17 protein-coding genes and 1 pseudogene are annotated in these 19,557 nt (G+C 43.6%); all 18 read left to right on the top strand.

The features are described from left to right. Nucleotides 1-2 precede the first annotated feature (2 nt). The 18 genes and pseudogenes from ACYPZI_RS00770 to ACYPZI_RS00685 all read left to right on the top strand — a co-directional run bounded on the left by ACYPZI_RS00770 (nucleotide 3) and on the right by ACYPZI_RS00685 (nucleotide 19,402). Entirely contained in the window at nucleotides 3-1,943 is a 1,941-nt protein-coding gene (locus ACYPZI_RS00770) for a DUF3472 domain-containing protein (RefSeq protein ID WP_459597636.1), read from the top strand. A gap of 110 nt (nucleotides 1,944-2,053) precedes the next feature. Then, nucleotides 2,054-2,332 (top strand): zinc ribbon domain-containing protein, encoded by a 279-nt coding sequence (locus tag ACYPZI_RS00765; RefSeq protein ID WP_459597634.1) that lies wholly within the window; start codon nucleotides 2,054-2,056, stop codon nucleotides 2,330-2,332. Nucleotides 2,333-2,451: 119 nt separating this feature from the next. Continuing rightward, on the top strand, nucleotides 2,452-3,996 hold the full coding sequence (locus ACYPZI_RS00760; RefSeq protein WP_459597632.1) for a glycoside hydrolase family 10 protein: 1,545 nt from the start codon (nucleotides 2,452-2,454) through the stop codon (nucleotides 3,994-3,996). Nucleotides 3,997-4,132: 136 nt separating this feature from the next. Beyond that, nucleotides 4,133-5,266, top strand: a pseudogene (locus ACYPZI_RS00755) (THUMP domain-containing class I SAM-dependent RNA methyltransferase); the annotation flags it as partial. Between the two features lie 298 nt (nucleotides 5,267-5,564). Beyond that, the gene (locus ACYPZI_RS00750) at nucleotides 5,565-6,557 is read left to right on the top strand and encodes an AAA family ATPase (protein ID WP_459597630.1); all 993 of its coding nucleotides are present in this window, start codon (nucleotides 5,565-5,567) and stop codon (nucleotides 6,555-6,557) included. Nucleotides 6,558-6,652: 95 nt separating this feature from the next. Continuing rightward, complete coding sequence (locus ACYPZI_RS00745; RefSeq protein WP_459597628.1) at nucleotides 6,653-7,522, top strand: DUF58 domain-containing protein; 870 nt, start codon at nucleotides 6,653-6,655, stop codon at nucleotides 7,520-7,522. An 83-nt stretch (nucleotides 7,523-7,605) separates the two neighbouring features. Then, nucleotides 7,606-8,658 (top strand): hypothetical protein, encoded by a 1,053-nt coding sequence (locus tag ACYPZI_RS00740; RefSeq protein ID WP_459597626.1) that lies wholly within the window; start codon nucleotides 7,606-7,608, stop codon nucleotides 8,656-8,658. Nucleotides 8,659-8,660: 2 nt separating this feature from the next. Beyond that, nucleotides 8,661-9,653, top strand: a complete 993-nt coding sequence (locus ACYPZI_RS00735; protein WP_459597624.1) for a vWA domain-containing protein — start codon at nucleotides 8,661-8,663, stop codon at nucleotides 9,651-9,653. 89 nt (nucleotides 9,654-9,742) lie between these two features. Next, complete coding sequence (locus ACYPZI_RS00730) at nucleotides 9,743-10,768, top strand: vWA domain-containing protein (RefSeq protein ID WP_459597785.1); 1,026 nt, start codon at nucleotides 9,743-9,745, stop codon at nucleotides 10,766-10,768. A 76-nt stretch (nucleotides 10,769-10,844) separates the two neighbouring features. Beyond that, a complete protein-coding gene (locus ACYPZI_RS00725; protein WP_459597622.1) occupies nucleotides 10,845-11,651 on the top strand; it encodes a tetratricopeptide repeat protein in 807 nt (268 codons plus the stop codon). After that, nucleotides 11,651-12,508 (top strand): BatD family protein, encoded by an 858-nt coding sequence (locus tag ACYPZI_RS00720; RefSeq protein ID WP_459597620.1) that lies wholly within the window; start codon nucleotides 11,651-11,653, stop codon nucleotides 12,506-12,508. The genes ACYPZI_RS00725 and ACYPZI_RS00720 overlap by 1 nt, the downstream gene beginning before the upstream one ends. A gap of 113 nt (nucleotides 12,509-12,621) precedes the next feature. Next, nucleotides 12,622-14,466, top strand: coding sequence for a BatD family protein (locus ACYPZI_RS00715; RefSeq protein WP_459597618.1), 1,845 nt, complete (start codon nucleotides 12,622-12,624; stop codon nucleotides 14,464-14,466). A gap of 80 nt (nucleotides 14,467-14,546) precedes the next feature. Then, entirely contained in the window at nucleotides 14,547-15,356 is an 810-nt protein-coding gene (locus ACYPZI_RS00710; RefSeq protein WP_459597616.1) for a tetratricopeptide repeat protein, read from the top strand. Nucleotides 15,357-15,413: 57 nt separating this feature from the next. Continuing rightward, nucleotides 15,414-16,094 (top strand): phosphatase PAP2 family protein, encoded by a 681-nt coding sequence (locus ACYPZI_RS00705; RefSeq protein ID WP_459597614.1) that lies wholly within the window; start codon nucleotides 15,414-15,416, stop codon nucleotides 16,092-16,094. Nucleotides 16,095-16,188: 94 nt separating this feature from the next. Beyond that, nucleotides 16,189-16,443 carry a DNA-binding protein gene (locus ACYPZI_RS00700; RefSeq protein ID WP_459597612.1) on the top strand — a complete coding sequence of 85 codons (255 nt, stop codon included), beginning with the start codon at nucleotides 16,189-16,191 and terminating at the stop codon, nucleotides 16,441-16,443. Between the two features lie 88 nt (nucleotides 16,444-16,531). Next, nucleotides 16,532-17,653, top strand: coding sequence for a universal stress protein (locus ACYPZI_RS00695; protein WP_459597611.1), 1,122 nt, complete (start codon nucleotides 16,532-16,534; stop codon nucleotides 17,651-17,653). A 223-nt stretch (nucleotides 17,654-17,876) separates the two neighbouring features. Next, on the top strand, nucleotides 17,877-18,140 hold the full coding sequence (locus ACYPZI_RS00690; protein ID WP_459597609.1) for a hypothetical protein: 264 nt from the start codon (nucleotides 17,877-17,879) through the stop codon (nucleotides 18,138-18,140). A gap of 239 nt (nucleotides 18,141-18,379) precedes the next feature. After that, a complete protein-coding gene (locus tag ACYPZI_RS00685) occupies nucleotides 18,380-19,402 on the top strand; it encodes a hypothetical protein (protein WP_459597607.1) in 1,023 nt (340 codons plus the stop codon). Nucleotides 19,403-19,557 lie beyond the last annotated feature (155 nt).

The following is a 19,557-nucleotide window of genomic DNA, read 5'->3' as shown; positions in this document are numbered from 1 at the left end:
TTATGAAAAAAATTAAATATATTTTATTTGCTTTGACTATCGTCCTTGTATTTTCACAATGTGAGGATACCAAATATCCCGAGATTGATAAACCTGATCCTAATCGTCAGGGGATCAATCAAATACTCTCGTTCGACTTTAGCTTATCCGAATTTGCCGAATTTAAAGAAGGAGACAAAATCCAAACGGAGATCGATACAGACAAAGACTCGATCACAGTGTTTGTTCCTTGGTATGTGAGCAAGCTGATCCGTCCACAGATTACGGTGTCCGACAATGCCAGCCTGTCGCCCATATCGGGCAGTATACAGGACTTTTCACAGAGCCCGATGATTTACACCGTCCGTGCTGAAAACGGATCGAAGAAAACATGGAAAGTGTATATGAAATGGTTAGAAGAGCCGGAACCCGGCCGCGACAACAATCCCCGGCATCTGTTAGAAGAGACCGATAAGTATAAAGTCTATAAGATTCCGACATATTCTAACTCCTATTTGGCGACTAACGATATGGGAACCAGACTGGGGTCGGGCGCGTCGTTAAGTACAAGCAACGGATTGGTATGGACAACTGCCGGAACAACGGAACGCATCAAATTATACTTTACCGTTCGTTATAAAGGCGAACTGCAACTGGCATTGCGGGGGCGTGCCGGTAATGCTGCGGGCAATACGCTGAATGTAAAGGTTAAGGTCAATGGAGTGCCGGCCAAGAAAGAAAATGACGGAACGGATTACGACTACAATTATCTTTACACGAAGACCAACGTGAATACGGATACGCTGATTCTGCATCGCGTTGCTTTACCGGAAATTCCCGAAGGGCAGGTAGCGCATACCATCGAGTTGGATATGGGTGTTGTCGGCACTCGAAGCGGCAGCTATTATTTCTATTTCCCTGAATTATGGGTTTCGGGCTGGGCAACACGCGGCTCGGGCGGTTATAGCGGTACCGGGCTGAACTGGGTGCCGTCGGCAAGCGCTACTTTCGGACGGCGCGGACCATCGGTACACATCAAGCCTGACAAGCCTGACGGAGAGATGGAATATTTCTATTCTGAAGTGTTTATACCCGAAGGCCAGGATATATTGAACTCCTACTTTATGTGTAACGGCTTTGGCGAAGGTTATGCGGGTATTCAGGTGAATAGCCTGACCGATCGCCGGGTACTGTTCTCTATCTGGAATGCGGTTCCGGAAACAACTCCGGCCGATCCGCGCGCAGGGCGATATGCGCCTAGGCTAGTGCGCGTTAATAATCAGTCCGAATATCGTAGATTGTTCACATATACGGTATTCTCAGGTGAAGGCACCGGCGGGCAAAGCCGTTATAACGCCATGTGGCCTGCCGGAAAAGTGCTGAAGATGCTGACCCGTGTAAGGCCTCATCCCGATCAGGTAAAATATCCTTACTCGTCGCTCTATAAAGCTTGGTTCCACAACGGTACGGAATGGGTGTTTGTGGCCGAATGGCGCCGTGCGGAAATCCTTGCGGTCGACAATAATGGCGTGCAACCGACTTTGAAGTGGTACACCGGCGCTCATCACTTCCTTGAAAACTTCGGCCCGGCAACCGGTCACCTGACGCGTTACGGCACATGGAACAACGACTACTACATTGGCCGGAACGGAACATTCTACGAGTGCGAGAAGTATACATTTACGAACGACGCTACCGCCGGTGCGCTTGAACGTGTGGATTATGCAGGGGGTGTCATGCCTTCCGGAAACCCGCAATCGGGCGCTATTTTCCTGAAAATGGGCGGTTATTTTACTAATAATATAAAGAGTGGAACCCCCTTTATGAAAACGCTCAACGGTAACAGTCCACAATTAGACTTTGCTGCGCTTAATGCTATGGGTACTGACGACCCGGCCGCGGATAAAGCTGTTAGCGGTCTTTCTACATCGCCGTTAGACGGCAGCGAGAAATATACGGAATAAATAATCATCTATAAACACTATTTTTTTAAGTGATTAAGGCCGTGATGGTTTTAATCACTTATTTTTTGTATCATTGTATTATCAATGATACGAACTCTAAAACGTAGATTATGGAAAGTAAACTAATTTGTCAAAGTTGTGGCATGCCCATGGAAGAAGAAGGGCTTTTTGGAACCAATGCCAATCGGAGCAAAAATGAGGAATACTGTATCTATTGCTTCAAAAATGGTCGCTATACACAGGATGTAACAATGGATGAGATGATAGAACATTGTGCAAACTATGTAGATGACTTCAATCGGGATACAGGCCTCAATCTGACACGTGATGAAGCTGTTCAACAAATGAGGATGTATTTTCCCAAACTGAAGCGTTGGGGAGGCAACTAAGAATATAAAAGCATTCATTTATTAAGATGGATGCTTTTTGTTACAGCTTCTATTCCTGCGAAATGAGATATTCCGTTATTATTCCTATTTTTGCAGAAATAATTATAATATAATCAATTATGAAGAGAACCAACGCTCTGTTTTTATTTACACTGATACTTACACTGATACTTGCCTCTTGCGGAACAACCAAACGTATAACCTTCTCCGATATAGCTCATCCCAAACGCGAATTTCGTGGCGCATGGCTTAGCACAGCATGGCAAAGCCGCTACAAGTCGATGAATTCCCAGCAGATGAAGGCATACTTCACCCGGGTATTGGACGAATTGCAAGCCGAAGGCATCAATGCCCTCATATTTCAGGTACGCCCCTATGCCGATGCGTTTTACAAATCCAATCTCGAACCGTGGAGCGCATTCCTCACCGGAACACAAGGCAAAGCTCCCGACAATGGATTCGATCCGCTGGCTTTCCTTGTCGAAGAGTGCCACAAACGCAATATGGAGCTGCATGCATGGCTCAATCCCTATCGTGTGACGTCGGGCGAGAGCGACGTGTTGGCAAGCAACCATATTTATAACAAATATCCGGAGCGTTTTGTAAAATATGGAAAGAATATATACTTCGATCCGGGCATTCCCGAAAACAGGCAGTTTATTTGCGATGTGGTAAAAGATATTATTCTGAACTACAATGTCGATGCCATTCACATGGACGACTACTTTTATCCCTATCCGATAGCCGGAGAACCTTTCCCCGACAATAAAAGCTTCAATACTTATGCGGCCGCGCAAGGTTTTAACCAGAATCAGCGCGACGATTGGCGCCGCTACAATGTAGATATGCTGATTCGTGAAATAAAGAATACCATAGATGTGAACAAGCCGTGGGTGCGTTTCGGTATCAGTCCGTTCGGCATCTACCGCAACAAGAAAAATACACCCGACGGATCGGGCAGCAATACTAACGGGCTTCAAAACTACGACGACCTGTACGCCGATGTTAAACTGTGGGTAAAAAATAAATGGATAGATTACAATATGCCGCAGATATACTGGGAAATAGGAAATAAAGCGGCCGATTATAAGACATTGATAGAGTGGTGGGCGCTCAACAATTTTGAGCAACCGCTTTACATTGGTCAGGATGTGAAGCGTACAATGGATGTATCTACATCCCCTTCGGGCGCCGACCAGTTAGATGAGAAGATGGTGCTTTCGCGTAGTTTCAACACCGTACATGGCAATTGCTTCTGGCCTGCATACGAATTGCTGGACAACTATAAGGATATTGCCACCCGTCTGAAAAATAACTATCACCGCTATCCGGCTCTCATACCTGCATATACCCATATGCACAAGAAAAAACCGAAGAAAGTGGATAAACTGACGGAGGCTTATACGGCTACTACCCACACCCTTAGTTGGAGAAGCAATGCCGACAAATACGATCCTACTACGGCTCAGTATTACGTAGTATACCGCTTTGCCAAAGGCGAGAAAGAGAATCTTGAGAATGCGCGGTTCATTGTTGCCGTTACCCGCGATGCGGCTATTGTACTGCCATACGAAGGCGGCGGCAAGCAATATAAATACGTGGTGACAGCCATCGATGCTTTCCACAACGAATCGAAAGGCAAATCGAAAAAAGTGAAATTGTAAGATTGATATGTTTCTAATGCTTTTTTCTCGTCATTGCGAACGAAACGTAGTGGAGTGAAGCAATCCGGAACGAAATGGTCATTTAATTTTTAACCAGTACTTATTAAATAAATAGATGATAAAAAGAAATTTTGCGATGATAGCCAAAACGATGGCCGGTCTCGAAGACGTTTTGGCAGAGGAGCTTATCGCTTTGGGAGCCGATAATCTCGAAATAGGCACACGTATGGTTTCCTTCGAGGGCGACCTTGCCCTCATGTACAAAGCTAACGTACATTGCCGCACGGCTTTGCGTATACTTCGACCCGTGTATGAGTTCAAAGCGAAAAATACGGATGATATTTATAAAAAAATAAAGGCGATGAACTGGTACGAACATCTCACCGAAGACAGTACCTTTGCCATCGATGCCATTACTTTTTCCGACTATTTTACCCATTCCAAATTTGTGGCATATAGGGTGAAAGACGCCATTGCCGATTACTTTATGCAAAAGACAGGCAAACGTCCTTCGGTAGATACCAAAGACCCCGATTTGCTTATCAATTTTCATATAGCGCACGATAAATGTACCTTGTCCTTCGATAGTTCGGGCGAGTCGCTGCACAAAAGAGGATACCGTGTAGAACAGACCGAAGCCCCACTCAACGAAGTGCTGGCCGCCGGAATGATACTGAAAACAGGCTGGCGTGGCGAATCGGACTTTGTCGATCCCATGTGCGGATCGGGTACGTTGCTCATCGAGGCCGCCATGATAGCCATGAATGTGCCTCCGGGGATTTACCGGAAGAGTTTTGCTTTCGAGAAATGGAAAAACTTCAATGCCGGCCTTTTCGAAACTATATACAATGACGATAGCGGCGAACGCGAATTTAAATATAAAATCTACGGATCGGATATTTCGGACGAGGCAATCGCCATTGCGTCGAAAAATATAAAAAGCGCCGGAGTAGAGAAGTGTGTCGATCTGAAAGTTATGCCTTTCGAGGAATATGCCGAAGCCCCTGCCGGAAAGGGGATTCTGGTAACCAACCCTCCATACGGCGAACGCATAAAACCCGATGACTTGTTGGGAATGTACGAACGGTTGGGAGAACGGATAAAGCACGTTTTCACCGGTTATTCGGCGTGGATACTCAGCTACAAAAAGGAGTGCTTCGACAAGATCGGTTTGAAACCGTCCAAAAAGATCCAGCTGGTAAACGGTTCGCTACAATGCGAATTTCGCCGGTACGATATTTTTGCAGGAAAACGGAATGAACAAAAGAAAGATTAATTCAGTCATTTATCAGTGAACAGTAAGCAGTGAACAGTAAGCAGTTAGCTTATAGTATTTTATCGCTTCGCGCCATTTTCACATTTTCAAATTGGCACATTTTTAAATTGGCACATTGGCACATTTTCACATTTTCAAATTGACGTATTGGCGCGTTAGCCATATCTTTTACGTAGCTTAAATATTTTTAACGGCAAAATAGCAATTTTCAGATTTAACATTTCTATTTTTGTCGTGCTTACTAAAATGGAATAATCAAACAATAAATATAAACGCAAAATTGACTAAAAGTATGGCGCAAGTTGATATTCGAGAACTCACCGAAAGGATACAGAGTAAAAGCGCATTTGTAGAGGCGCTCACAATGGGGATGGATAAAGTCATCGTCGGACAAAAACATCTTGTGGAATCTCTCCTTATCGGGCTGCTTGCCGACGGACACATCCTGCTTGAAGGGGTGCCCGGATTGGCGAAAACATTGGCTATAAAATCTCTTGCTTCGCTTATCGATGCCAAGTATAGCCGTATACAGTTCACACCCGACCTGCTACCTGCCGACGTAGTGGGTACAATGATTTACAGTCAGAAGAACGAAGAGTTTTTCGTAAAGCACGGTCCGGTGTTCTCTAACTTTGTGTTGGCTGACGAAATCAACCGTGCTCCGGCAAAGGTACAGAGCGCTTTGCTCGAAGCTATGCAGGAACGTCAGGTAACTATCGGTGAAAAAACGTATAAACTGCCGTCTCCTTTCCTTGTGATGGCTACGCAGAACCCGATTGAGCAAGAAGGTACATACCCGCTTCCCGAAGCACAGGTAGACCGTTTCATGCTGAAAGTGGTTATCAACTATCCTAAAAAAGAAGAAGAAAAACTCATCCTTCGCAACAATCTTTCGGGTGACTACGGACACCTTACTCCGGTGATGAAAGCCGACGAAATTATCAGCGCCCGCGAAGTTGTACGCGATGTTTATCTGGATGAGAAGATCGAAAAATATATCGTAGACATCGTATTTGCTACACGTTTCCCTGAAGAAAACGGATTGACTTCGCTGAAAGGAATGATCGGGTTCGGAGCTTCTCCGCGTGCATCTATCAGTCTGGCGCTGGCATCCCGCGCTTATGCCTTCATCAAGCGCAGGGGCTATGTGATTCCGGAAGATATTCGCGCCGTATGCCACGACGTATTGCGCCACCGTATAGGCCTGACTTACGAAGCGGAAGCCAATAATACAACATCGGAAGAAATCATCAGCGAAATACTGAATAAGATAGAAGTACCTTAAATAAAGCCTTTAGCTGATAGCTTTTAGCTATTAGCTTTTTTAGTATTGTAAACCAGCTATTGGCTAACGGCTAATGGCTAACAGCTTAGAGTGTTTTGGAAACAAGTGAATTATTAAAAAAGGTACGCCAGATAGAGATCAAGACCCGCGGATTGTCACGCAACATCTTCGCAGGGCAATATCACTCAGCCTTTAAGGGCAGGGGGATGGCTTTCTCCGAAGTGCGCGAATACCAATACGGCGACGATATACGCGACATCGACTGGAATGTGACCGCCCGTTACAACAAGCCTTTCGTCAAGGTGTTTGAAGAAGAGCGCGAACTCACAGTCATGCTGCTGGTAGACGTTTCTGCCAGTCAGGATTTCGGTACAAGGCAATCTGTCAAACGCGATGTTGTCACCGAGATAGCCGCCACGCTGGCTTTTTCGGCGATTCAGAATAACGATAAGATCGGGGTGATATTTTTCTCCGATAAGATAGAGAAGTTTATTCCACCTAAGAAAGGGAAGAAACATATCCTGTACATTATCCGCGAACTGATTAACTTCGAGGCCGAAAGTCCGAAGACCGATATGGGTATGGCGCTCAAGTATCTGACCAATGTCATCAAGAAGCGGTGTACGACCTTTATGATCTCCGACTTTATCGATGTAAAGGATTATAACAATGCCCTGACAATTGCCAACCGCAAGCACGATATTGTAGCCTTGCAGGTGTACGATAATCTGGAAACGCAGCTGCCGGATGTGGGGCTGATGAAGGTTATGGATTCGGAAACAGGCGCCGAAAAATGGGTGGACACATCGTCGCGCAAAGTACGTGAAGTTTACCAAGACTGGTGGAAGAAACAGCAGGACGGTATGCAGACCTCTTTCAACCGCAGCAAGGTAGACAGCGTTTCGGTGCGTACCGACGAAGATTATGTAAAAGCATTGATGGCTTTGTTTAAAAAAAGAAGATAACTAATGTGCCAATTTGAAAATGTGAAAATGTGAAAATGGAATTGGCTAATTTTCAAATTGGCTAATTTCCAAATTGAGAATATATGTTGAGACTAAAAAATATACTATTGCTTGCCTTGCTGTGCTGCACGGGTTTTTCGCTTTTTGCGCAGAAAACGACTGTACGTGCTACCATACAGCCTTCCGATATACTGATAGGCGAGCAGGCGATCATAAACGTGGAGGCTATCGTCCCCAAAGGGCGCAATATCCTGTTTCAGGTCTATCCCGATACCCTCGTCAAAGGGGTGGAAGTGTTGGATATGCTGAAACCCGATACGGTGATGACCGAGGTAATGACCATCAGCCAGAAATATGTAGTCACCTCGTTCGATTCCACCTTGTATCATATACCGCATATGATGGTTATCGACGGAACGGATACGTTACTGACAAATGACTTCGGGTTGAAAGTATCGGCTCCGCAGTTGTCCGATTCCACATTGGCATATCTCGAAAAACTGAAAAACCACGAAACCGACTCTATCGATTTTGTGAAGCTGCAACTCAACGATATAAAGGATATTCAGAGTCAGCCTTTTGTTTTGATGGATTTTCTCGAAGAACTCCTTATTCCGTTGTTGCTGGTACTGTTGCTGGCAATTATCGGACTGGTTGTTTACTTCATCCTGAGGAAAAAGAAAATGGGATACTACTTCAAGCCTAAAGTGGAATTGCCTCCGCATGTAACAGCCTTGCAGAAACTGGATAAGCTGAAAGCATCGAAAATATGGCAAAGAGGTCAGGAAAAAGAATACTATACCGAACTTACCGATATTCTTCGTGGTTATATCGACCGCCGTTTCGGTATCGATGCTCCCGAGATGATCTCCGAAGACATTATTTCGGCTGTGCATCTGGCTACCGATACCCGGTCGGCTACCGATGGACTGGCGCAGATACTAAGGCTTGCCGACATGGTTAAGTTTGCCAAGTATGTTCCGTTTACCGACGAAAACGACCTGAGCCTTGTGAATGCATATCTCTTTGTAAACCAGACGAAGATAGAAGAACGTCCCACTCTGGATGAGCAAAAAGAAGGAGGTGAAGGCCCGGCGGCAAAAAATAAAGAAGAAAACAAAGCTAAAGATATTTAAATATGGAATTGGTTGAATTTGCAAATCCCAAATACTTATTCTTACTCTTATTGCTTGTACCGCTTATCGGCTGGTATATCTTTAAGTTGAGGAGAACGCAGGCCTCTTTCAAGCTATCTTCGGGCTTTGCATTCGATAAAGCGCCTTCCACAGCGAGGGTTTATATGCGTCACCTGCCTTTCCTGATGAGGGTTGTGGCTATTGCTTTGGTTATTGTGGTTTTGGCGCGTCCGCAGAGTATCAACTCGTCCGATACCACTAATTCGGAGGGGATAGATATTGTGATGGCGCTCGATATATCAAGTACCATGTTGGCGCAGGACTTCAATCCTACCCGTTTGGATGCTGCTAAGAAAGTAGCGGCGGAGTTTATCAACGACCGTCCCAACGACCGCATCGGGCTGGTTATCTTCGGAAGCGAAAGCTTTACACAATGCCCGCTGACTACCGATCACCGCGTATTGCTCAACCTGCTGAATGATGTGAAATTCGGCATGGTAGAAGATGGTACGGCTATCGGCCTGGGACTGGCCAATGCCGTGAACAGGCTTAAAGACAGTAAGTCGCAATCGAGAGTGGTGATGTTGCTTACCGACGGATCGAACAATGCAGGGCAAATAGCGCCGCTTACGGCTGCCGAACTGGCGGCATCGTACGGTATTCGTGTTTACACTATCGGAGTGGGTTCGCGCGGTACGTCGTATGCCAATGTGGCGACTCCTTACGGTATGCAGCGTATGAATGTGTCGGGTGAGTTCGACGAACGCACGTTGACCGAAATAGCATCCATAACAAAAGGTACTTATTTCCGGGCTACGGACAATACCAGCCTGAAAGAGGTATACGAAGAAATAGACCAGATGGAGAAAACCCATATTAAAGTAAATACGGTGACCAGACGCAAGGAGCTTTATTTCCCGTATGCGCTGGCAGCCCTGTTGCTGGTCGGTTGTGAAATTCTGCTTCGCCGTACATGGTTGAGGAGTATACCTTGAAAGTGAAAAATTAAGAATGAAAAATTAAGAATTAAAAGCTTTTAGCTAATGGCTAACAGCTAATAGCTATAAACAACTCGAACATGAATATATTTAAGTTTGCCAATCCGGAATACCTTTATTTATTCTTCGCCATTCCGGTTTTCGTTCTGGGGTTTATCTTCCTGAATATACGGAAACGCAAAAGCGTGGAAAAGCTGGGCACACTTGCTCTGGTAAAGAAAATGATGCCGGAGCTTTCGCTAAAACGTTCTTACCTGAAATTTTGGCTGACAATGGTCATTATTGGTTTCGGGATCGTAATACTGGCTCGCCCGCAATTCGGAACAAAGAAAGAATCTGTTGACAGGAAAGGGATAGAACTTGTTATCGCCATCGACGTATCCAATTCGATGATGGCCGAAGATATTTCGCCAAACAGGCTTGCAAAGGCCAAACAAATACTTACCCGCATCATCGACGAGCGCCGGGACGACAAGGTCGCTATTGTTGTGTTTGCAGGAGAAGCCTTTATACAATTGCCAATGACCCCCGATAACCAATCGGCGAAAATGTTTCTCGAAACGATTGATACAAGGCTTGTTCCGGTACAGGGAACGGCTATCGGAAGCGCGATCGACATTAGTATGAGTTGTTTTTCCAACGATGAAAATATCGATAAGGCCATCGTTCTCATTACCGATGGTGAAGGGCATGAAGGCAATGCCGAACAAGCCGCCGAACAAGCTGCCAAAAGGGGTGTCCATGTGAATGTTATAGGTATCGGTACTACCGATGGGGCTATGATTCCTGTGGCTGAAGGCGCGAGAGATATGAAGAGGGATAATCAGGGACAACCTGTGGTTACTAAACTCAACGAAGAAATGTGCCGCCAGATAGCCAAAGCCGGAGAAGGGTTGTATGCACATGCCGACAATTCAAACAGTGCATTGAAAAGCCTTCAGGCTGAATTGGAAAAATTGCAAAAGAAAGGTATCGACGGAGGAGCCGCCTATTCGGAATATGACGAAAAGTTCCAGATATTCGCATGGGCTATGTTGGTTCTGCTCTTTGTCGAGGTATGTATCTTCGATAAGAAGAACAAGATATTCAGGAATATACGATTGTTTAAATAAAGCTTACCTAAATCCCCCGAGGGGGACTTAAGCCTCTCCCACGGGGAGGTTGGAGGGGTCACTGATAATTAAAGTTATGAAAAAAACGATATTGATAACATTATTTGCCCTGATGGCTGTTGGCCTGTCTGCTCAAAAAGCAGAGCGTAAGGCTGTCCGCGCGGGGAATAATGCCTATAATGAACAACGATTCGGCGCTGCCGAAGCCGAATATGCCAAGGCAATCAAAGAGAATGCAAAATCGAAAGAGGCTTCGTTCAATTTGGCGAATACATATTATAAACAACAAAGATGGGATGATGCCCTGACAGAGTACGACCATTATCTGAAACTGGAAAGTAAAGATAAAGACAAGATGGGCGCTGCATGGAGCAATGTGGGCAATACTTATCTGAAGAAAAAGGCTAATGAGAAAGGTCAGCAAGCTCAACAAATGGGGCAGCAGATGGCTCAACAGGGACAAGGGCAACCGGGCGGCGGACAACAAGCCGATAATCTGCAAATGTCGATGGAAGCCTACAAGAATGCTTTACGCCTCAATCCTAAAGACGATGAAACCCGCTATAATCTTGCCGTAGTACAGAAAATGTTGAAAGACAAGGAAGGTGAAGGCGGCGGAGGCGGTCAGGATCAGAATAAGGACGATAAGAAAGAAGATAAAAAAGAGGACCCGAAAGACCAGAACAAAAATCAAAATCAGGATAAGCAAGATCAGAAAGATAAGCAAGACCAGCAGAACCAGATGTCGCAAGACAACATCCAGCAGATACTGCAAGCAATAGAACAAGACGAAAAGGGCACACAGCAACGTGTTAAAGAACGCAAAGCGCAGGAACAAAAACGTAAGAACGAGGATAACAGAAGACAGAATAAAGACTGGTAATGAATAAATTGAAACACTATTCTTTACAACGGCTATATATTTTGGCCACGTTATTACTTGCTTTTGCCATACCGGTACCGGCTCAGGAAAACAAAGTGACTATACAAGCGCCCGAAGCCGTAACGGTAGGAGAGCAATTTAAGATAGCCTATGTTGTAAAGAGCAATAAGGAAGTAAAAGAGTCCGTTATCATAAAAAATATGAGCGGATTCGAGATTGTTTATGGTCCGTCTCTTTCCACATCTCTTTCTACAACGTTCAAGGAAGGAAAAAGGGTACAGGCATATTCAGCCTCATCGACATACATTCTCAAGGCGTTGAAGAAAGGGAAATATACCTTGCCCCGGGGCGAGGTTGTGATAGATGGTAAAAGATACAAGTCGGACAACTTCAGCATAGAGGTAAAAGATATTGGCGAAATGGCAAAGGAAATAGACAATGTCGACGCCTTTGTAAGGGTGATACCATCCCGAAGTAATGTCAATCTGGAAGATACACTGACTGTTACCTATAAGCTTTATACCACTAAGGAAATAAGCAGGATACTGGATACTGATTTTCCGTACATCGACAATTTTTACGCCAGCAATATTTCAGGCAGGCGTCAAAGTTTTTCGGAAGAAAAGGTAGGCGGGAAAGTTTATAAAGTAGTAGAAATACGCAAGATGTTGTTACAACCTAAGAAAATAGGAGTGATTACTATTCCCGAGGGTTCTGTCACGGTTCTGTACTCGGCGCCTACGGGACGTAAGGTGAGGGATGTATGGGGCGATGTGTATGACGAAACGGCAACGACTGAGAAAACATTGCAAATGGAACCGGTGACAATACGGGTGCACAATTTGCTATCGATATAAATTAAGTAGTAAGTAGCAAGTAGTAAGAACTTAAAACTTAAAAAAACTAACTACTAACTACCTACTACTTACTACTTAAAATTGTAACTTTGCCAAAAATTAGAGAAAGGTTAATGAAAAAGTATTGGTTTCTATTCCTGTTATTACTCACCGGCATATCTGAAATATGCGCGCAGGATGTAAGTTTTGTTATCAATGCTCCCGCATCTGCTGTCAAAGGTGCGCGGATACAACTTCAGTATGTACTCAGAGGTGGTAATGCCTCAGAAGAGCCACAGGTTCCCGAACAGATAAGAGGTTTCGATATGCTGTTTGGCCCGTCTGTGTCGCAGAATTACAGTTCGTATAGTGTAAACGGAAAAACCACATCAGAAAGTAACATTACATATACCTACGTGTTGATGGCTAAAGAGGAAGGTACATTCACCCTTCCTGCGGCAACAATAAAAGTAAACGGCCACAGTTACAAATCGGGTTCGGCACAGATACGCGTACTACCGCCTGATAAGAACGCACAGGCAACAGAGCCGGGGCAGCAGCCTCAGGCAACAACACAGTCTTCTACCGATGGAACCGTTAATCCTAACGATGCCTTCGTGAGAGCAATCTTCTCAAAGACCAAAGTAAAAGAGCAGGAGGCCGTAGTAGTCACATTCCGTTTCTATACGGTATTGAATATAAGAGACGTAGGTAAGATACAATTCCCTGAGTTTGAGGGTTTCATGACCGAAGATTTCGAGCTTCCGGCCAACCGCCAGATGCAAATGGAACACTACAACGGCCGAAACTATTATGTGATAGATGTAAAGAAAACACTCCTCTTTCCTCAGCGGTCGGGTAAAATGACTATTCCTGCCGGAACGATGGAAATCGTATTCGAGGTAGCATCGGGACGTAAGGTTCAGACATTCTTCGGCCCTCAGAACGTGATGACCGAAGCCCGCAAAGTACTTCGGACAACACCCGAAACGGTAGATGTGTCTCCTCTGCCGATAGATGGCAAGCCCCTCGGATTTTCGGGCGCGGTAGGAGCTTTCAACTTTACTCCTTCTATTTCGAAAGAGAAAATGAAGGCAAACGATGCCGTTACCATCAAGCTCGATATAAGCGGAACAGGTAATCTGAAACTGATCAAAAATCCTGAAATTAAATTTCCTAAGGATATTGAGACTTACGACCCTCAGGTGAAAAACGATTTCAAATTGACCGAAAACGGACTGACAGGGACAAAAACAATCGAATATAACTTTATCCCGCGCTATCCGGGTAAGTTTACTATACCACCTATCGAATTTTCTTATTTCGATACAAGAACCAATTCTTATAAAACGGTTTCATCTCCGGCTTATACGCTCGATGTGGATAAAGACCCGAACGCAGGGAAGAATACATCTACCAGCTATTCCAACCAGAAGGAGCTGGAAATAGAACAAGATATCCGCTATATCAAGACTGGCGAATTTTCGTTCCACAATCCGGATAATTTCTTTACAGGCTCCTTATCCTATGCGTTGTTCTATCTTGTGCCGCTGGCGTTGTTTATTATCTTCTCCGTCATATACAGGAAGCAAATTAAAGCCAATGCAGACATCGCTCTGATGCGTACCAGGAAGGCAAACAAGGTGGCTACAAAACGTCTGAAACTGGCTAAGAAATATTTGCAAACCCAGCAGAAAGACAGTTTCTATGAAGAGATACTCCGCGCCGTATGGGGATATCTCAGCGATAAGCTTACGATCCCTGTTGCCGACCTGAGCAGGGAGAATATAGAAGCCGAACTGACCAAATACGGAGTAGGTGGGGAGCTTATAACCACATTTATGAGCGTGCTCGATACAGGCGAATTTGCCCGCTATGCACCTTCGGGACAAGGGGATATGGACAAGCTGTATAACGATACGGTGGATGCTATTGGTAAAATGGAAAATACGATGAAAAAAGTAGTAAGTAGTAAGTAGAAAGTAGTAAGTAGAAAGTAGAAAGTAGTAAGTGGTTCAGTACTTAATGCTTACAACTCATAACTTAAAACTCAAAAATAATGAAACGGATAATATTATCATATTTGATCCTATTGGCAGCATTTGCAACATCTTATGCTCAGGATTCTGTTCCCCCTGTGAAGAAAGACTCCGCGGCAGTGGCGGGAATATCTGTTGCCGAACAAGCAGCAACCCTGTATAACGAAGCCGACTTTCGCAAGGCTATCGAATTGCTCGAAAAAGAAAAAAACGAACAAAAGGCAAAAGGTCTGGAGTCTGCCGGTTTGTATTACAATCTGGGGAATGCCTATTTCAGAGTGAACGATCTGGCACATGCCCGCCTCAACTACGAAAGAGCTTTACTGCTCGATCCGGGTGACAGGGATACTAAACACAATATTGACTACCTCTCTACCAAGCTTGAGGATAAAATACTGGTAGCCGATACATTCTTCCTGTCTATCTGGTTCAATGCCGTGCAAAACCTGTTCAGCGCTAATGCTTGGGCTAAGACAGCCGTCGTATGTTTCTTGTTGTTTGTGGCATCGTTGGTAGCTTTCTTTTTCTCAAAACTTATAATTGTCAAAAAAACAGCATTCTATGCAGGTATTGTGCTGATAGTTATAGTTATATTCGCGAATATTTTTACTTTCAGGCAGAAGGAGAAAATCGAACACCGCGGCACAGCCGTCGTTATGGTGGGTTCTGCACCTATGGTCAGTTCTCCCGATATCAATAGTAAAGAGTTGACCGTACTGCATGCCGGTACTAAAGTACAAGTGACCAAGGAAGACCGTAACTGGCTCGAAATTGAGATAGACAACGGCACAGTGGGATGGATGCAGAAAGATAAACTGGAAATTATTTAGTAGTAGTAAGTAGTAAGTAGTTGATGGCTAATAGCCAGCAGCTAACAGCTAAAAAGAATGAGCTTAGTAGAAAAAATCCTTCCTTTCGAAAGAGACCTGTTTCTGTGGTTGAATGACCATCACACCGAATATTGGGACAATTTTATGTATTTGTATAGTGGAAAAGTAATATGGCTGCCACTGGCTATAGTATTTCTTTTTGCCTGCGTTTACAAAATGAAATGGAAAGAAGCTGTGCTGGTATTGGCTTGTGCGGTATTGGTAGGACTACTTTGCGATTACATATCCGCTGAATTTATAAAGCCTTATTTCGAACGGCTTCGCCCGACCCATCACCCCGACTTTGCAGCACTTGTAGAAACCGTCAACGGGCAGAAAGGCGGTAAATACGGGTTTATATCCAATCACGCGGCAAACGGTTTCGGCGTCGTGGTTTTTTCTTCTCTTCTTTTCCGGAATAAATTCTATACGCTGACTATTTTTTTGTGGGCGCTCACAACCGCCTATTCACGTATCTACCTGGGGGTACATTTCATTTCCGATGTCGTAGGCGGGGCTATCTGGGGTTCGCTTACCGGTTTTTTGGTCTATTATATTTATTTAACCTCGCGGCGCCACATCCTGAAAGTACCTGAAGAAGAACTTAAAATACCTGTATATTCAACTGTTAGAAGCTATATTGTCGCAGGTACTATATGGCTTACTATTCTGTTTATTTTCATTTATAGCGCTTTTTAATATTCCTAAGCATAATTTGATTGTTTTTCAGAAAAGTATTTTATAACTTTAGGAGCATATTCCTAATCATTTACCATTTAAAAACATAGATAGTATGGCTAGAGTTATAAAATTTACAGAGCTTCGCAGAATTAAAGACAATCTGCCTGATGGAAGTATACATCAAATAGCTGAAAATTTGCAATTACCTGTGGAAACAGTAAGAAATTACTTTGGCGGGTCCAATTACAATAAGGGCCAAAGCTGTGGAGTACATCTCGAGCCCGGTCCGGATGGCGGATACGTCTCTCTTGACGATACCACTATTTTGGATATGGCTTTGGAAATGATGGAACCAAAAGAGGTCTGAAAAAGGTAAAACAAGGAGATGGATACAGCAGTGTTCATCTCTTTTTGAAATATAGAGATAATAACCAACCTAAAAATATAAAAGGCTAATGGAAGATAAATTGGTAACACTCGCGATTCATACAAATGAAAAAGCCCAAATATTGAAAAAAGTTCTGGCAAGTGAGAATATTGGAGTCCATATTAATGATATAGATGCCGATAATCCGGGCGTAGCTCCGGGAGTGCGCATCCGTATCAAGGAATCGGATCTTCCCAGAGCCCTCAATGTTGTAGAAAGCCGCCATTTGTTCAGCTACGATAACGATGAAACATATAGGACTGACGACGGACGAAGAAGGATTCTTATTCCTGTCGACTTCTCGGACTATTCGCTCAAGGCATGCCGGATAGCATTTAACCTGGCACGCGAACTGAATGCGAAAGTAAAGATTATGCATGTGTATTTTAATCCATACTTTCCTACGGCTCTTCCTATGGCCGAGGCATTTGCATATCAGGGAAAGGAAGAAAAAGAATTTCAGAATATAATAGAAAAAGTAAAGGAAAATATCCAGAAGCTATGTAATACGATAGACAAAAAAATCTCGGATGGGGAATTTCCTGCTGTCAATTATTCGTATGTATTGCGTGAAGGCTTGCCCGAAGAAGAAATTGTAACTTTTACAAAGGAATATAAACCGACCCTTATATTGATGGGTACACGAGGCAAAGACCAGAAAGACGCCGACCTGATAGGTAGTGTGACAGCCGAAGTGATAGAGATGACTCACGTGCCATTGATAGCCATTCCCGAAAATACGCCGTTTGCTGATATGAAAGACGTTAAGCACATTGCTTTCCTTACCAATTTCAGTCAACGCGACCTTATCTCGTTCGACCTGCTGGCCAAGCTTTTCGAACCGTTCGGCGATATACGTATTTCGATAACGCACATCTCGCAGAAGAAAGGAGATCAGTGGGACGAGATCAAGCTGGAAGGGATCAAGTCTTATTTCTCACGGCAGTATCCGGGCTTAAATTTGGATTACAAGCTGGTCGATACCAACGATATGCTGAAGAGCCTCGATGAATACATAAAAGACGATGGAATACAGATATTGGCCCTGACTACCAGCAAGCGCAATATCTTTGCACGTATGTTCAGTCCCAGTATTTCGCGTAAGATGCTCTTCCACTCCGATACGCCACTGTTGGTACTGAGAGGGTAATGTTTACAATAATAATATAATTTAAGAGTGAAGAGGATGCCCAAAAGGTATTTTGCACGTCATTGCGAGGGCGATAGCCCGAAGCAATCCAGTAATAATCAATAATCTGGATTGCTTCACTTCGTTCGCAATGACGGAAATTCCATCTTTTAACACAGCCTGTTTTTTATTTCAGGCATTGCATTTTCGTTGGGGATTACTATTTTTGTAAAAAACGACATATATGAGAAAAATCCTGATCGTAACTTTTATTCTGTTTCTATTTACATCCTTTACTTCTTGTGCCGTCGTAGTAAATGCCCTTTTGGGATATGATGAATGTAATTATCCCGATTGTACGAACAAGTGCGTCGACAATTGTAATTATTGCAGTACCCACTGTCAGAGCTACAATGTGCCCGGAGATATGAATAAGAAAATAAATCAGTCTATCGACAAGCAGATGGAGCAATATCGCAACGATCAAAAGCGCCCGCAGAAGAAATAACGGAAAATAAATTTTAAAAAAGTAAATATTTAAGTGTGATCATGTGAGAATATATTGTATATCAGATTAATTTATTATCTTCGGATGCAAATAGTTTTGTTGAATACTAATATAATTTACTGATATATTTTATTTTCTCGTCATGCTGACAGAGGAAGCGTCTTGTTCCTAAAGAAGAAAAAGACCCTTCATTTTTTCAGGATGGCATAGTATATTTAAACAGTTACTTAGATAACTTGATGAATCTGAAAACAACACTCGGCCTACTTTGTTTCTTTGCCTTATTATTATCATGTAAAAAGAATGTGACAGTTTGCAATGATGTAGGGTTGCTTTTTGATGTTTCGGACGAAAGCATATCCGTCCCTTTGGGAGGCTTTTACCAAAGCTCTTTGCAGGGCGATTCCACCTATGTTTCGTTATATGCCGGAGATGGATTCGTTTCGTACTTTTACAGCGACACCCTCAACCGGGTATATGCCGCAAAGTGCAAATTGGGTGCCTACGGTGTAGATACTCTGTCTAAAACCCTGATCCTGGAAAACGAATGGGCATACCTTACCATCGATTCGTCATCGTTTGAGCAGGTAACAGTTCTCGACCAGCCGTATCTCTATTTTTCGACAACAGAAGGATTCATGGGACAGGCTATAATAGAGCGTAATGTAAATTTCCATCTCCTTGATATGAATACATTGGAGCATTACCGCTTGTTGTATGCCGGAGAACCAAGTTTTAAGTGTGAAGACTGTATTGAGGGCCGTTTTGTGATTACCGATCAGTTGCGAAGCACTCCTGAAATATTAGACAAGCTGAAAGAAATGAGCAAGACAAGTAAGTTTATATATCAACGGGGAGCTAAAGACGATGATATTTATTATTACCTGAATTATGAAGAAAAATGGGGTCGCGACAACAAAAGCCATAACCGGTATGCTGCGGGCTATGGCGACATTGTTACTCCTATCAGGTCTACTTATTATCAGGCTGACCTTTTCACCCTCAATAAGGGAAGTGAAAATAGCGTTATAGAAAACGGGAAGTACCTTTTCCGGTCTTACTTCAGAGGGAATATTATCGGGTACAATAAAGATAAAAAACTTTATTTTCCTCTTTACATCGAAAATTGCGTATTGGGCTGTGACAAGGACATTGAATTTGTGGACGAAAACACTTTAAGAATCACACGGAGCGAATCGGATGAAGAGGCATACAGTATCTCGATGAAAGATATTCTATTTGATTCTACGGTCGGTGATTAGGAGTATTGTCATAGAATTTCGCCATTGCGAGCCTAAAACAACATTCGGCAGAGCGAAGCGGAGCCAAAGGCGAAGAAATCTATAATATTACCATTCATTTTTCGGATTGCTTCGTTGCACTCGTAATGACGGAAAAAAATAAATCCTTACTTTTG

The organism is Dysgonomonas reticulitermitis (assembly GCF_054601275.1).
This window is presented reverse-complemented; position numbering and strand designations above follow the sequence as displayed.